Source organism: Aequorivita sp. IT1282 (genome assembly GCF_058068205.1).
The window spans coordinates 342,879-358,914 of the sequence record NZ_JBYRHR010000002.1; the positions used below are offsets into that span (position 1 = coordinate 342,879).

13 protein-coding genes and 5 tRNA genes are annotated in these 16,036 nt (G+C 36.8%); 7 read left to right on the top strand and 11 right to left on the bottom strand.

Annotated features, from left to right (window positions below; translation table 11 throughout):
• The first annotated feature begins 225 nt into the window (after positions 1–225).
• Entirely contained in the window at positions 226–1,029 is an 804-nt protein-coding gene (locus AC3RVG_RS05410; protein WP_489690422.1) for a helix-turn-helix domain-containing protein, read from the top strand.
• Between the two features lie 42 nt (positions 1,030–1,071).
• On the opposite strand, the gene cysM is transcribed toward AC3RVG_RS05410, so the two are convergent.
• The 4 genes from cysM to AC3RVG_RS05430 all read right to left on the bottom strand — a co-directional run bounded on the left by cysM (position 1,072) and on the right by AC3RVG_RS05430 (position 4,107).
• Positions 1,072–1,956, bottom strand: coding sequence for a cysteine synthase CysM (gene cysM / locus AC3RVG_RS05415; RefSeq protein ID WP_489690423.1), 885 nt, complete (start codon positions 1,954–1,956; stop codon positions 1,072–1,074).
• Complete coding sequence (gene epsC, locus AC3RVG_RS05420; RefSeq protein ID WP_489690424.1) at positions 1,949–2,737, bottom strand: serine O-acetyltransferase EpsC; 789 nt, start codon at positions 2,735–2,737, stop codon at positions 1,949–1,951. The genes cysM and epsC overlap by 8 nt, the downstream gene beginning before the upstream one ends.
• 79 nt (positions 2,738–2,816) lie before the next feature.
• On the bottom strand, positions 2,817–3,179 hold the full coding sequence (locus tag AC3RVG_RS05425; RefSeq protein WP_489690425.1) for a YraN family protein: 363 nt from the start codon (positions 3,177–3,179) through the stop codon (positions 2,817–2,819).
• 28 nt (positions 3,180–3,207) lie between these two features.
• On the bottom strand, positions 3,208–4,107 hold the full coding sequence (locus AC3RVG_RS05430; protein WP_489690426.1) for a S66 peptidase family protein: 900 nt from the start codon (positions 4,105–4,107) through the stop codon (positions 3,208–3,210).
• 62 nt (positions 4,108–4,169) lie between these two features.
• On the opposite strand from AC3RVG_RS05430, the gene metG reads away from it, so the two are divergent.
• The 6 genes from metG to AC3RVG_RS05460 all read left to right on the top strand — a co-directional run bounded on the left by metG (position 4,170) and on the right by AC3RVG_RS05460 (position 13,233).
• Complete coding sequence (metG, locus tag AC3RVG_RS05435; RefSeq protein WP_489690427.1) at positions 4,170–6,245, top strand: methionine--tRNA ligase; 2,076 nt, start codon at positions 4,170–4,172, stop codon at positions 6,243–6,245.
• A gap of 18 nt (positions 6,246–6,263) precedes the next feature.
• Positions 6,264–7,667 (top strand): hypothetical protein, encoded by a 1,404-nt coding sequence (locus tag AC3RVG_RS05440; RefSeq protein ID WP_489690428.1) that lies wholly within the window; start codon positions 6,264–6,266, stop codon positions 7,665–7,667.
• An 11-nt stretch (positions 7,668–7,678) separates the two neighbouring features.
• Positions 7,679–9,181 carry a hypothetical protein gene (locus AC3RVG_RS05445; RefSeq protein ID WP_489690429.1) on the top strand — a complete coding sequence of 501 codons (1,503 nt, stop codon included), beginning with the start codon at positions 7,679–7,681 and terminating at the stop codon, positions 9,179–9,181.
• A gap of 2 nt (positions 9,182–9,183) precedes the next feature.
• Entirely contained in the window at positions 9,184–11,325 is a 2,142-nt protein-coding gene (locus AC3RVG_RS05450; RefSeq protein WP_489690430.1) for a Tex family protein, read from the top strand.
• Positions 11,326–11,434: 109 nt separating this feature from the next.
• A complete protein-coding gene (locus tag AC3RVG_RS05455; protein WP_489690431.1) occupies positions 11,435–12,328 on the top strand; it encodes a DMT family transporter in 894 nt (297 codons plus the stop codon).
• A complete protein-coding gene (locus tag AC3RVG_RS05460) occupies positions 12,328–13,233 on the top strand; it encodes a histone deacetylase family protein (protein WP_489690432.1) in 906 nt (301 codons plus the stop codon). Before AC3RVG_RS05455 ends, AC3RVG_RS05460 begins: the two co-directional genes overlap by 1 nt.
• 48 nt (positions 13,234–13,281) lie before the next feature.
• Here AC3RVG_RS05460 and AC3RVG_RS05465 read toward each other — a convergent pair whose 3' ends face one another.
• The 7 genes from AC3RVG_RS05465 to AC3RVG_RS05495 all read right to left on the bottom strand — a co-directional run bounded on the left by AC3RVG_RS05465 (position 13,282) and on the right by AC3RVG_RS05495 (position 15,966).
• Positions 13,282–14,382 (bottom strand): slipin family protein, encoded by a 1,101-nt coding sequence (locus AC3RVG_RS05465; RefSeq protein WP_489690433.1) that lies wholly within the window; start codon positions 14,380–14,382, stop codon positions 13,282–13,284.
• Between the two features lie 436 nt (positions 14,383–14,818).
• Positions 14,819–14,888 (bottom strand) — tRNA-Lys (locus AC3RVG_RS05470).
• A 6-nt stretch (positions 14,889–14,894) separates the two neighbouring features.
• Positions 14,895–14,954 (bottom strand) — tRNA-OTHER (locus AC3RVG_RS05475).
• Between the two features lie 167 nt (positions 14,955–15,121).
• Positions 15,122–15,193: transfer RNA gene (locus tag AC3RVG_RS05480), tRNA-Phe, on the bottom strand.
• Between the two features lie 48 nt (positions 15,194–15,241).
• Positions 15,242–15,314 (bottom strand) — tRNA-Asp (locus AC3RVG_RS05485).
• Between the two features lie 4 nt (positions 15,315–15,318).
• Positions 15,319–15,399, bottom strand: a tRNA-Tyr gene (locus AC3RVG_RS05490).
• A gap of 15 nt (positions 15,400–15,414) precedes the next feature.
• Positions 15,415–15,966: a tetratricopeptide repeat protein gene (locus AC3RVG_RS05495; RefSeq protein ID WP_489690434.1), complete on the bottom strand. Its 552-nt coding sequence runs from the start codon at positions 15,964–15,966 to the stop codon at positions 15,415–15,417.
• Positions 15,967–16,036 lie beyond the last annotated feature (70 nt).

A 16,036-nucleotide genomic window follows, 5' to 3' on the forward strand; every position in this document is an offset into this window, starting at 1 on the left:
CGAAGCCTACCTTGTTGGTATTCATTCCTGTTGGGGGTGTTTAAACCTACAAGGTTTTGAAAACCTTGCAGGATGGGAAAATTTTGCGATTTCAGAAATATTCCTCCACTCTTGGTGAATTACTTATCGAAATGCGAATGTCGGGTAAATGTCGGGCAAAATTCACTTGAAAAGATTGCACTATCTTTATTGCCATCGTACTATTGCTTCATAAAATTCTAAATCATGAAACAGCCCGAACTCGGTCGCAAAATCGTAGAACTACGAAAGCAAAAAGGCTTTACGCAGGAAGAACTTGTGGAACAATGCAATATAAATGTGCGAACCATTCAGCGCATTGAAGCCGGGGAAGTTACCCCACGAAGTTTTACACTCAAAACGATCTTAAATGCCTTGGGTGAAGACTTAGAAAATTTGAAAAATCCCGAGTCATCAGTTACCGATAGTTTTGCGTTAAAAAATATTGGATTCTCTATTTGGTACATAAAACTAGCTTGGATTTGTGGAATTATTTATTTCCTTTCTGGCTTTGTTGAATTTGCTGTGGACTATGCCCGGTTTTATGAAAACGAGCTTATAATTTCAAAAGGTGCTTACATCAGCATGAAATTTATAGTGCTCATCGCTTACATTTATTTTATGTGGGGCTTTGTTCTGAGTGGTAAAATTTTTAGTAATTATTTGTTGAAAATCGGTGCTTTTATTTTAATAGGTACTACCGTTTTGTTTTATGGCTATGATATGGTTTCGCTATACTTTGAACCATTTTACCTAGAATATGTTCTGGTAACTCAATCTATTTTCTGCGGAATAGGAAGCTTTATTTTTGGTTTTGCGCTATTGCGATTGGTAAAACCAATGGGCAATATTTCTCAAATTGCTGGCGGATTTGAAATAGCGAGCGGCGTCCTTTTTATCTTGGTTTTTATGGCGTGGTTGGGTCTCATATTCTTAATTCCTTCCGTGCTTCTACAAATTATTTTACTCTATAAAATTGGAGAATTAGTGAAAACGGAATCGGAGGAATAGGTTACTATTTAAAACAATTTTAATTCTCTTTAATCAAAAATACTAATCGAATAAAGGAGATGAAAGATAACGGTCGCCTCGATCGCAAATTATCGCTACAATTACTCCGCTCTCTAAAGTTTCAGCTAGTTTTAAAGCTGCAGCAACACTTCCACCACTGCTCATTCCAGCAAAAACACCTTCTTCTTCTGCTAAACGTTTCGTCATTGCGGTAGCCTCTTCTTCACTTACTTCTATTACTTGATCTACTTTTTTAGGATTAAATATTTTAGGTAAATATGCTACTGGCCACTTTCTAATTCCTGGTATTTTAGCGCCGTCTTTTGGTTGTGCGCCCACAATCTGAATGTTTTTATTCTTTTCTTTTAGAAAAGTAGATGTTCCCATAATCGTTCCGGTTGTTCCCATTGCTGAAACAAAATGGGTTATTTTTCCATTGGTGTCATTCCAAATTTCAGGTCCTGTGGTTTTGTAATGTGCTTTCCAGTTATCATCATTTGCAAATTGATTAAAAGAGTAATAACCTTCTTCCGCAACCTTTTGCTCTGCATAGTCTCGCGCACCTTCAATGCCTATATCTGCTGAGGTTAAAGTTACCTTGGCACCATACGCTCGCATAGTTTGAACCCGTTCTTTAGTAGAATTTTCGGGCATAACTAGTTCTATATTTAGACTGAAAATTCCAGCTATCATTGCCAGGGCAATACCCGTATTACCACTTGTAGCCTCTATAAGTTTAGAGTTTTTATCGATTTCACCTCTCTCTAAAGCAGAAACAATCATATTATATGCAGCCCGATCTTTTACACTCCCGCCCGGATTATGACCTTCCATCTTTAAAAGCAAAGTTATATTTGGGTTTTTCACTAAACTTTTAGCTTCTATTAAAGGGGTATTACCAATAGTTTCTACGATGGTTTTATACATTATCTAGGGTTTTAATTTTTACTTGATTGGTATTTGTCACTAATGAATTAGGTAAAATAGAGCTGGTTATCCACGCATTTCCTCCAATAATACTGTTTGCACCAATTGTAGTTTCTCCACCCAAAATTGTTGCATTTGCATAAATAACAACATTGTCTTCAACCGTGGGATGGCGTTTTGTATTGCGTAAATTTCTAGCTACAGAAAGTGCTCCCAATGTTACACCTTGATAAATTTTCACATTATTTTTAATGATAGTTGTTTCTCCAATTACAGTGCCCGTAGCGTGATCCAGAAAAAATGATTCGCCTATTTGCGCCCCTGGATTTATATCGGCTCCGGTAATATGGTGAGCATATTCGCTCATAAGCCTTGGCACTAAAGGCATTCTTACTTTGTACAGTTCGTGGCTTAATCTATAAATTACAATTGCGTAAAATCCGGGATACGATAAGTATATTTCCTCGATTGAATTTGCGGCGGGATCATTATCTACAAATGCCTTTGCGTCTTTATTCAATTTTTCTAAAATTTCAGGTAGTCTTTCAAGATATGATTTCCATAACTTTTTGCACGGTTTTTCTGGGAGCCAGCACGCAATATCTGCCAGTTCTTCAAAAAGTGATTCTAAAATTTCTAAATTGTCTGAAACGGAAGTTTCCGAATCAAACAGCGTATAAAATAAAAGATTAGTAAACTCTTCTGTGCGTTCCTTTAAACGGTATTTTAAATTAGGATTTTCTTTCTGCTTTTGAATGGCTTCAATAATTTCTACTTTCATAATGATAACATTTTCACTGAAGTTAGGGAGGTCGATTTTTCCTTTCTAAAATTACAGAAATGATAAAGAAGAATCTCTTTCAGAAATGATAAAATGCATTTTCAAAATGCTCTAATTTCTCTATTTTTTGGTTTTTCAGAATTGCAATAATATCGAAGCGCACTTCCACATTTAGCTCATTCGAAATAACATATTCGTTAGCCGCTTTCACCAAATTTTTAATTTTACCGGGAGTTACAAAACTTTGCGGGTCTCCAAAAAAGTCGCTGTTGCGAGTTTTCACCTCTACAATCACGACGGTGTTTTCTTCTTTTTGGGCAATGATATCAATCTCTGCTTTATCAAAATAAAAATTACGGTGTAAGATATTATAACCGTTTTTCAATAAATATTGAGCGGCTAATTCTTCTCCTAATTTTCCAAGTTCGTTGTGACTGGCCATATCATTCCCCGCGAAGGCGGGGATCTTTTTAATTAAAACTTAAAGTTACTTTAGAATTCTGAATTTCTAAAGATATTTTTCTTCCCAAAATCAAAGCGCGATTATCTGGAATATGCCCAGCTGGAAAGTTAAAACATACGGGATAATTATAATCTTTTACTGCATCCAAAATTATATCCGCTGCAGTTTTTCCGAAGGGAATTGTGTTGTCATTCATCTGCGTCATTCCGCCAACAATTAATCCCCTAAGATTTTCGAGCATTCCGTTGCGTTTTAAATTCATCATCATTCGGTCAATATGATACAAGTATTCGTCTAAATCTTCAATAAACAGAATTTTTCCATCGGTGTTTATCGCAGACTTACTTCCGCAGAGCGAATAGAGAACGGAAAGATTTCCGCCAATTAATTCACCAGAAAAAGTTCCGAGTTTAGCGCGAGAATCTGTGTTTTCAATCTTTATGCTGTAATCTTCCCCAAACAAAACCTGCCGAATAGATTCTCTGGTTTCTTCAGTTTTCTTTTCAATTTCCAACGGCATCTGCGCGTGTAAGGTTTCAACTCCTAAATTGTGAATATGTGAGTGTAAAACAGTAATATCACTGTAACCAACAATCCATTTCGGATTTTTTCTGAAATCTGAAAAGTCTAATTCATCGATAATTCGAACTGTTCCATAACCGCCGCGAGCGCACCAAATTGCTTTTATATTTGGATCGTCCAACATTGTTTGAAAATCTGCTGCGCGCAAATCGTCGCTTCCCGCAAATTGATTTTCTTCGGCTCCAATAGTTTTTCCCAGAACGGCTTTTAACCCCCAACTTTCTAGTAATTGAAGTGCGGGAATTAATTCATCTTTTGAAATCTTCCGTGCCGTGGAAACTATGGCAACGGCATCACCTTTTTGAAGTCTGTTTGGTGTAATCATGAATCTATTTAAACCCACAAATTACTACATTTATATGTACTTTTGTTGTCTCAAAAAAAATTATGGATCAAAACCCAAACAGGTATACAATTACCGCCGCTTTGCCATATACTAACGGCCCCGTTCACATTGGCCATTTGGCGGGCGTTTATGTGCCAGCAGATATTTACGCACGTTATCAAAGACTTCAAAATAAAGATGTTGCCTTTATTTGTGGTAGCGATGAACACGGCGTTCCCATTACTATAAAAGCAAAAAAAGAAGGTATTACACCGCAGCAAGTGGTAGATAAATATCATGCAATTATTAAAAAAAGTTTTGAAGATTTCGGAATTTCTTTTGATAATTATTCGCGTACTTCTGCGGAAATTCATCATAAAACCGCTTCAGAATTTTTCAAAAAACTCTACGAAGACGGAAAATTTATTGAGGAAGTTACCGAACAATTATATGACGAAGAAGCCAACCAATTTTTGGCAGACCGCTTTATAGTTGGTACTTGCCCAAAATGCGGTTTTGAAGAAAGCTATGGCGATCAATGTGAAAACTGTGGAACCAGCCATAATGCTATGGATTTGATAAATCCGCGAAGTGCCATTTCTGGGAATAAACCTATTTTGAAAGAAACAAGACACTGGTTTTTACCCTTGGATGAATACGAAGATTTTCTAAAACAGTGGATTTTAGTAGACCATAAAAAAGATTGGAAAACCAACGTTTACGGCCAGTGCAAAAGCTGGATTGATGACGGTTTACGCCCGCGTGCAGTAACTCGCGATTTGGATTGGGGAATTCCAGTGCCAGTAGAAGGAGCCGACGGGAAAGTGCTTTACGTATGGTTTGATGCACCTATTGGTTATATTTCTTCAACTAAAGAATGGGCAGAGCGCGAAGGCAAAAATTGGGAAGATTATTGGAAAGACGATAAAACCAAAATGCTTCATTTTATAGGGAAAGACAACATCGTTTTTCACTGTATTATTTTCCCAGCAATGTTGAAAGCGGAGGGAAGTTACATTCTTCCTGAAAACGTTCCGGCAAACGAATTTCTGAATCTTGAAGGCAACAAAATTTCGACCAGTAAAAACTGGGCGGTTTGGTTACACGAATATTTGGAAGGTTTTCCAAATCAGCAAGATGTTTTGCGTTACACTTTAACTGCAAACGCACCAGAAACAAAGGATAACGATTTTACGTGGGCAGATTTTCAAGCGCGAAATAATAACGAATTGGTTGCCATTTTCGGAAATTTCATAAATCGCGTAATGGTCTTGACAGACAAATATTACGAGGGAATTGTGCCAGAACCTTCAACATTTTCAGAAATTGACGAACAGACTTTATCTGAATTAAAAGCATACCCCGCAGTAATTGCAAGTTCAATTGAGCGCTACCGTTTCCGCGAAGCACAGGGAGAATTGATGAATGTTGCCCGTCTCGGAAACAAATATCTTGCAGACGAAGAACCGTGGAAAACCATCAAAACTGACGAAGAGCGCACCAAAACTGTTATGTATGTCGCACTGCAGATTGCATCAGCTTTGGCTGTTTTAAGCGAACCGTTTTTGCCCTTCACGTCTGAAACACTTAAAAATATGCTCAATGTCCGTTCGAGCGGAGTCGAGAACTCTTTGAGTTGGAACGATGTTTCTTCGAAATCAGAACTTTTAAAACCTGGGCACAAAGTAAATAAAGCCGAATTACTTTTCAGCAAAATAGAAGACGAACAAATTCAAACACAATTAGACAAACTACAAGCCAGTAAAAAGATGAATGAAATTGCCAACAAAAAAGTAACTCCACAAAAAGAAACTATTCAATTTGACGATTTTACAAAACTCGATATGCGAGTAGGAACCATCATTGAGGCCGAAAAAATGCCAAAGGCAAATAAACTTTTAGTTCTAAAAGTTGATACCGGAATTGATGTGCGTACTATTGTTTCAGGAATTGCGGAAAGTTTCAAACCGGAAGATATTGTTGGTAAAAAAGTCACTGTTTTGGTAAATCTTGCTCCGCGAGCGCTTCGTGGTGTTGAAAGCCAAGGAATGATTTTAATGACCGAAAATGCCGAAGGAAAACTTGTTTTTGTGAATCCCGGTGAAGAGGGCGTTGAGAATGGGGCTACTATTAACTAAGAAATTCCATACGATTTTATGAGATTGATTTTAATACTCTTTCTTTTTGGAAGTACATTTTTTGCGGAAGCCCAAGAGTTGGTTACGCAAATAAAGGGAAGTTTCGGGAAAGTAAATAATTCGTTTAATATTGAGGATGCCGAAACTGGCAATTTTGCCGTGTTTCTGGAAGGTGCTGGTCGATTGTTTGGTGTTTTGTATAACAAAGAATTTACTGAATTAGGACGTTTAGTAGCGCCAGAACTTTCTTCAAAATTTAGCTTGATAGTTGGCTATCAAATTGAAGGAATGAAAGTTTCATTATTGATGAATACCACTAACGGAAGAAGTTATGGCTTGGCCCAATTCGACTTTCAAACCGGAATGGGATCTTCGAAAGAACTAGATTTTAAAGTTAAAGGTGAGCGCGTTTTGGATGCGGTCAATTATAAAAACACTGCATATTTACTAACTTTACCATCATCTTCTTCCCAAATAAATGTTTACAGTTTTGCAAACATTACAGAGCCTGTTTTAACCGAAGTGAAATTTCCAGAAGAAGCATTTTTGGGTAGGAGAGACAGATCGAGAAAACTCCATGACATTGTTAAAGAGTCTGCTTTTAGCACTGTGGAAATTGGTGCTCCAAATTCGCTTGAAGTAGCTTCCAAGAAGTTCAAAATGTATCAAAATGGTAAAAATCTTACACTAACTTCAGACGATGCAAATGAATTTACCTACATAATAAACATAGATCTTGAAACCTTTGAAAATTCTGTAAATCGCCTTGAAAAACCCACTATTGATGGTTTTAAAATGGGTTTGCGCACAAATAGTTTTATTGATAACGGCAAGATTTTTCAACTAGTTGCAAATTCAGATATTCTTAAGTTGCGTGTTTACAATTTGTCTTCAGAAGAAATAATTAAAGAATATTCGTTGACAGATGATGATGAACTTTTCATAAAAAATACACCAATTGTTTTTGAAGGTGGCGAGTTTAAGGCATACAGAGAGCTGGAAACCACCAATCAATTTTTACGTAAAATCTCGACAGGCGATATTGGTCTTTCAGTTTTTGAGGACAATGGAATCTACCAAATTACCATGGGCAGTACCGCAGAAAAAGAAAATGGCTACGTTATATTGGGCGCTGCAATGGGCGGATTAGTTGGAGCGCTTGTGGTTTCATCTATAAACCGGCTTACAACGAGTTATTCACTTTATAAAAATACTAAATCGGTTAAAATTACTGGTTTGTTTAATGCAGATTTAAACCACGTAGACGGCGATGTTCCTCAAAATCCGTTTGATGCCATAAAAACATTTTTAGAAGATAAGAATAGCCAAGCGGAAACCATATTTAAATTGAATGATGGTCATATCTGTGGTTTTTACAATAAAAAAGATAAAGTTTATAGCCTCTATAAGTTCTCAAATTAAAATACAGAAAAATGAATTTCAAAACTCCGATTTTAATTCTGCTATTTTTAAGCTTTTTTACCTGTTTTGCCCAAAAAGAAGTGCTATCGTTGAATATTGATGATAACACCTCTATGTTGCCGAGAACAAAGGAAGGGTTTAACTTTTTGAATACCACAAACGGAGATTTGGTGATTATAATGATTGATAATAAAATGGGTTTCGCCAATCTATTCGATAAAGATTTTAATGAAAAAAGCGCCATAACATTCGATCCTCCAAAACACGAGAATATATTAGGCTATAAAATTATTGGAAACACTTATGAAATTTTGTTTTCGAATAATTCAAAGAATAAATTTGAGATACTAAGTATCGATTTTGATTCTAAAAATGTTTCAGAAAATAAATTCAAATTTGATTTTGATGATGAAAAATATCTTGAGACCGTTCATTACAATAACCAGTTATTTTTGTTTACTTCAACTAAAGAGAATGTGTTTATTATAAGAGAATTAGGCGAGGATGGATTTAAAACATTAAAGTCTTTTCAGATTGAAAATCGTATAGAATCTTTTTTTGATCATGTATTAGTTAGTTTAAACCCAACTACTTCCGACCAATTTTACGATGTAAATCGCAAACAAAAACTTTTAAAGCGAGAGCAATTATTTGGAAGTTTAAAATCAAATGTTACCAAAATTGATAATCGTGTTCCTAATGCAATTGAGCAAACAGCTCAAAATAACAAGCTCTATCAAAAGGATAATTTAATTTACTTAACTATTGAAGATGGTGATAACCTTCAGACAATATTTTATAAAATAGATTTAGATGACCTGAGTATGGAACAGGCTATTTATGAATATCCTAAAGGTAGAATCTGGGATTTCAAAAAATACAATTCCTTTATTCTGGATGATAAAATATTTCAATTGGGAATTAATAAGGATGAAATGAAAATCTCTGTAAAGAATTTTGAAGGCGAAATTTTAAAAGAATTTTATATAGAGAAAAACCAACCAATCAAATTTAAGAATTCCCCAATCATTCAGGATGGTCAAACATTTGTTCCTTTCGTGAACCACCGTGAATTAGAAGAAACTTCTCAGTATTTGCGAAAGGTTTCATCTGGAAAAATTGGTATTACAGGTTATAAGGACGGCAATATTTATAATCTTACTATTGGAGGTTATACTGAATCGTCTGGCGGTGGGGGCGGTATGATGATGGGCGGCGGTTATGGTTTTACAGGCTCTACAACTGGTGGTATACCAATAGTTCAATATCAGAGTCCTACTTATTATTCCTATTCTACCTATACTTCAACAAAATCAACATTTTTCAACACACATTTAGATGCTGATTTTAATTACGTGGCTCAAGAAGAAAGCGAGAACATCTTTGATAGAATTAAGGAATTCAAAAAGGTGATTCAATACGAATCTGCTGAAGATGTTTTCATTCACGATGGTAAAGTATACTTTTCATATTATAATTTGAAAGAAAAATTATTAAAGATTATTGAAATGTAATTATGCCAGATTTTTTAATATCTTTTATTACTTCCCAAACCCAACTTCCTCTAAAAAGCGTACAAAACACTGTAAAGCTTTTAAACGAAGATTGCACCATTCCCTTTATTTCACGCTACCGAAAGGAACTTACAGGAAATTTGGATGAGGTTCAAATTGGCGATATCGTAAAGTTTAAGGAGCAATTTGAGGCAGTTGAAAAGCGAAAACTTGCAATTCTAAAATCTTTAGAAGAACAGGAGGTTTTAACGGCCGAACTTCAGAAAAAAATTGAAGAAGCAACAGATTTAATCGCTTTGGAAGATTTGTATTTGCCGTACAAAAAGAAGCGAAAAACAAAGGCCGACACGGCGCGAGAAAATGGTTTAGAGCCGTTGGCAAAAATTATAATGGCGCAAACTAGAAGTATTTCAAGTTCTGAAATTTCTTCGCTTGCATTAAAATATGTGAAGGGAGAGGTGAATTCTGAAGATGACGCGTTGGAAGGCGCGCGCCACATTATTGCTGAATGGATAAACGAACGTACCGACATTCGGAATATGTTGAGAAACGAGTTGGAACGTTTCGGAGCGATTTCAACTAAAGTAGTAAAGAAGTATGCAGACGACGAAAAAGCGCAGAAATTCCGAGATTATTTTGAGTGGAACGAATCTCTAAATAGAATTCCTTCACACAGATTGTTAGCTATTCTTCGCGCAACTTCCGAAGGATTTATTCGCCAAAAAATAGAAGTGGATGATGAAAAGGCACTTTCAAAAATTGAAGATCGCATTGTAAAATCGAAAGATGCAGCTTCCAAACAAATAAAACTTGCGATTGAGGACAGCTACAAACGGCTGTTATTTCCGGCACTTTCAAACGAAGCGCTATCTACTGCAAAGGAAAAAGCAGATGAAACCGCAATCAACGTTTTCGCCAAAAACCTAAAACAACTTTTGCTGGGTTCGCCTATTGGTGAAAAGCGTGTTTTGGCGATTGACCCAGGTTTTAGGAGTGGTTGCAAAGTGGTTTGCCTCGATGCTCAGGGCTGTTTGCAACACAATGAAACCATTTACCCGCACGCGCCAAAAAATGACGCCACAGGCGCGATGAAAAAGATAAGCTCGCTAGCCGATGCTCATAAAATTGAGGCAATTGCAATTGGTAACGGAACGGCTTCGCGAGAAACGGAACAATTTATAAAACGAATTCACTTTAAAAATCCAATACAGGTATATGTGGTGAGCGAGGCGGGGGCTTCAATTTATTCAGCATCAAAAATTGCGCGAGATGAATTCCCAAATTATGATGTTACCGTTCGCGGTTCAGTTTCCATCGGCCGCCGATTGCAGGATCCGCTTGCAGAATTGGTAAAAATTGATGCTAAATCCATCGGGGTTGGTCAATATCAGCACGATGTGGATCAGGCAAAATTGAAAAGTTCGTTGGATATTTCGGTGGAATTATGTGTTAATGCAGTGGGTGTAAATATAAATACCGCTAGTGTCCCGTTGCTGAGTTACGTTTCTGGAATCGGCCCAAAATTAGCTGAAAATGTAGTGCACTATCGTAAGGAAAATGGCGCATTTGCTTCACGAAAAGATATATTGAATGTTCCGCGTTTGGGAGGAAAAGCTTTTGAACAAGCAGCTGGATTTCTTCGAATAAAAAATGGTAAAAATCCGCTGGATGATTCTTCTGTGCATCCGGAAAGTTATTCGGTTATTTCAAAAATGGCGAAGGATGAAGATGTAAAAGTTTCAGAATTATTAGGGAATAAGGCATTGCTTCAAAAAATAAGTCTTGAAAAATACGTAACCGAAAAAACGGGTCTTCCAACTTTAAAAGATATTATTAAAGAACTAGAAAAACCGGGACTTGACATTAGGGAAGAAGCGAAAGTTTTCACTTTCAACCAAAATATAAAAACAATAACCGATTTACAGGAAGGACAATTGTTACCGGGAATTGTAAATAACATTACTAATTTCGGCTGTTTTGTGGATGTTGGGATAAAGGAAAGCGGCTTAATTCACGTTTCAAATTTAGCAGATGCGTACGTTTCGGATGTTAGCGAGCACGTGCATTTACACCAGCAAATAATTGTAAAAGTGCTTGAAGTGGATGTTGTGCGAAAGCGAATTCAACTAAAGCTTCACAAGTAATTAAATTTAGGGTAAATCTGTTATTCTTCTGTTTATAAACTGGCTTTTATCGGTTTATATAGATTAATTTTGCCGCTTTTATAATTAATCTCTTCTATATTTTATTTTTATGACAAAGCCCAGGATTGCCCTTGTCATTGGAATTATTTGTATTTCTATTTTTCCAATTTTGGTGAAATTAAAGTTATCACCTGCCATTGTTTCTGCGTTTTATAGAATGGCTATAGCCGCTGCCGTTTTGGTACCCTTTACCTTTATTTCGGGGAAATTTAAATTTCCTTCAATAAAAATGCTATTACTAACCATTTTATGTGGTTTTATATTTGCTTTGGACGTTTCGGTATGGAATATTGCCATCCAAGAATCCACGGCTACCCAAGCAACCCTACTTACAAACCTTTCCCCCGTTTGGGTTGGGATTGGTGCGTTTTTCTTCCTAAAAAATAAACCAACAACTAATTTCTGGATAGGCACCGCAATTGCCATTTTCGGGATGATAACCCTTGTTGGCTTCCATTTTTTTGTAAACCTGGATTTTGATCTTGCCTTTATTTTTGCAATCCTTTCTGGCGTTTTTTATGCCATATATATGTTGGTGAGTAAATTTGTGCTTTATGATGTTGAAGTACTACCTTTTATAACCCTTAGCACCTTGTCTTCTGCGGTTTTCTTGGGAATACTCAGCTTCACAATAAATGAACCTTTTACAGGTTTTACTGAAATGGGTTGGGTTTCTCTAATAATTCAGGGATTAATATGTCAATTAGCCGCTTGGTTGCTCTTAGGATATGCAACAAAACATATGCGTGCAACACGGGTTTCAGTAAGTTTGTTGGGGCAGGCGGTTTTAACGACCATCTTTGCTTGGATGTTTATAAATGAAGAAGTGACCCTACAAATGATTGTTGGAGGTATTATTTTACTGTTTGGAATTCGCATTACTTTTTATTCAAAGAAGTTGGGTTTTAGTACTTTTGTAAAAAAGTCTCCTAAAACTATTTAGTGCTCAAGGTCGCATTCCACCCAATTTATAAATACTCATTGCCAGAAGGACACCGTTTCCCGATGGAAAAATATGAACTGCTGGCACAACAGCTTTTGCACGAAGGTACTTGCACTGCTGAAAACTTTTTTGAGCCTGAAATTCTTTCCGAAGAAAATATTCTTGCGGTGCACACTAAAATGTATTTTGATAGTTTACTGAATCTTACTGTTGAAAAAAGTGCTGCTCGAAAAATTGGGTTTCCACTTTCCGAAACTTTGGTTAAAAGAGGAAGAGTTATTTCGCAAGGAACGATTGATTGTTGTAAATATGCTTTAAAATATGGTATTGCAATGAATATTGCTGGTGGCACTCACCATGCCTATGCAGATCACGGCGAAGGCTTTTGTTTGCTGAACGATCAGGCTATTGCAGCACGATTTCTTCTTAAAAATTCCACTTTCATTAAAAAAATTCTTATTGTAGATTTGGACGTGCACCAAGGAAACGGAACAGCTAAGATTTTTGAGAATGATAATTCAGTTTTTACCTTTTCTATGCACGGCGCGGGCAATTATCCGTTTAAGAAGGAAAAAAGTGATTTAGACATTGCCGTTCCCGATGGCAGTGGTGATGAATTATATCTTCAGAAATTAAAAGAAACTTTGCCAAAGTTACTTGAAGAACAGCAGCCAGATTTCATCTTTTATTTAAGTGGAGTAGATATTTTGGAAACCGACAAATTGGGAAGGTTAAACTGTACTGTTGAAGGGTGCAAAGAACGCGATCGCTTTGTGCTGCAATTATGCAAAGATTTACAAATTCCGGTTGAGGTTAGTATGGGCGGTGGTTATTCTCCAGAAATTAAAACTATTATTGATGCGCATGCAAACACGTTTCGAATGGCGCAGGAGATTTTCTTTTGAATTATAAAAAAGAAAGGCCGTCCTTTAAGACGACCTTTTTATAGTAGGTTATTTGCCTGAAGCAAATATTTCCTTTAGCTGCTTTACCATACCTCCGTTTCCAGAAACTGTGATTTCACCAATTTTATCGGCGATGTTTTCAACAAATTCCATCTCTTTCAATTTGTAAAGCATTTCGTTTTCTTCCATCAACTTGGCAGTGTTTAGTAAGCTTCGGGTAGAAGCTGTTTCTTCACGCCTGCTAATTACGTTGGCTTGTGCTTTCTTTTGCGCTACCAATACTTGGTTCATAATATCCTTCATTTCACCGGTCAAAATTACATCACGGATACCGCAGTTTAATATTGCTACACCCAACTTGGCCGCGGCTGTTTTTGTGTCTTCAAACACAGCATTCGCAATTTGCGCTTTGTTTTCCAAAAGCTCATCAAGTGTATATGTCCCCACGTAGGCACGCAAGGCTAACTGCAATGCAACGTACAATTGTTTTTCAAAATCTTTGTTGTCCAACAACGCTTTCTCAACATCAATTACTTTGTATTGAGTGTCGAAGTTGATACGGATTGCTGCTTTGTCTTTGGTCAACAATTCCTGTCCGGAGACTTCAAGTTGCAATTGACGCAAATCTACTTTTGCAATTTTGATGGTTATGTCGTTCTTCCAGAAACGGTATGTACCGCTTTCCAAAGTTTTTACATACACATCGTCCACAATAAAAACGGCTTTTTCAAAAGCTGCTGCTTCAAAAATCCTGATATACTTGCTCAATTCAGGGTTGCTGAAAAGTGCTTTATCAATTTTCTCTGTTATGTAGATTTTACTTAAATCTACAGTTGTGAATTCGTATTCCTTCAAACCTTTCCAAAAAGCATAACGTCCAGACTTTAATACTTGGTTGAACCTTCCGCTTTTGTAAACCAAAACCAATTCGTTATCCTTCACCTCAATTATGTGAAGCATAGCTTTTAGTTTTTCGTCTTTCAGCAAAAGTTCCAATTCCTTCGGTGCGTTAAAGACACTTGCCATGCGGTATTGCAGCACCGAATTGCCAAAACCCAACCAGTGGACTCCTTGAGTGATTACCCCTTTGTAATCACCATTTTTAAAAACCAATCCGACGTTTCCAGCGTTGATTCTTACTCTTTTCATTATTTCTACATTTTTAGTTCTACATTAATTAATTTGACAGCGCCCGTCAAGGCATGTCCACTTACTTTTCAAGCTACCGGTGCTGCTTTTGGGTAAGTTTATTTTGGGTGCTTTTTAAAACACTTTTATTACTTAAAAAGAAAACAGTAAAGGGAAATCGTCCTTCCGGCACGGAAATACTGAGAATTTAAAAAGAAATCAAATGGTTTTATGCGAAGGGATACGCTGAATTAATATTCAAAAAAATGAATACTAATTTCAAAAGAACCCGATTGCGAAAAGCAACTGTTTTCTGTTTTTAAATTTGTCAGTATTTCAAAGTACGTTTTGGACTGTTATTACTTCCGAAGAAATAACAACCGATTTGTCCTTTACTATTTTCATCACAATTTTACAGCGTGACAGGCTGGTGGTCTTTTTTAAAAGTTGACCTACTTTCATGGAATGGATTATGAGTCCACATCCTGCGTTAAAAGCGCAGTGCTCTACCAACTGAGCTATCCCGATTGTGCATCGGGAACCGGAATCGAACCGGTGACAGCTACTTCTGTTGTTCTAACCGCTGAACTACCTCAAACCGAATTGAGTGTGGGATTCGAACCCACGACTTACAGAGTGCGATTGTTTTTTGGATAACAACCAATCCTTCAAATCAAGTTGGATATAAAACCGCGATGCATTTCTGCAACGGTTTATACAATGGTGCTATAATGAAACACGCAACAAGACTTGCTTGATGTGGAATAGACAGGATTTGAACCTGTATCTCCGGATTTTCAGTCCGGCGCATAGACCAACTTTGCTACTGTTCGTTTTTTAAATTCCAAAAATCTGCAACCTGCAATTTGAAATCAATTCGCAGTACCGATGGGACTCGAACCCATACCTTCCCCATAGACAGTGGGGCGCTCTAGCCTTTGAACTACGGTACTATTGTGGGAGCAATAGGATTCGAACCTATTCAGCATTTGCAGCAGATTTACAGTCTGCCCCGGATCTCCAGCTCCGGCGTGCTCCTATAAAACCGCTCCATTATTTATTGGAGCGGTTTGTCTTTTTCTCCTTTCTTTTAGTTTTACTTTTTTTCTTTGCCTTCCTTTTTTTCGGAAGTTTCTTCTTTACCCGTTCTATTTCGCTTTCGGCGAAAGTTATAAGGTGATTGTTTAAGCCCAATTTTAGTCCACGCTTGTAAGCTTTCAGTGCTTTTTTATTGCGTTGTTGCGCTTCAAAAAGCTGGCCTTGCAACAGGTTTAGCAATGCTTTGTCCGCACCTTTTAATAGTAATGCGTAGTCCAATACTTTTTGCGCTTCGTCAAAATCCTCATTACGAATCAATGTGTAAACGTAATCTGGATAAATCTTTGGAAGCTCCATTTTACTAGCAACTGCGGCTTCAAAATATTGCTTGGCGGTTTCATAAGCTCCTAATTGATCTGCTTGTAAATTTGCCATTAAGCACAATGCCTGTACATTTTTGTCGTCATAAGACAAGGCATAATTTAAGGCTTCAATGGCTGTTTCCAGTTCAAAAGGATATGCGTCTAAGGCTTTAAACAAATAAATGTTTTGTGTATTTGTGTCCATTACGGTTAATTGTTAAGTGTTTTTCAGAATAGGTTCTGAATTCTTTTTTGCAACCGTAACGAAGAGAGAT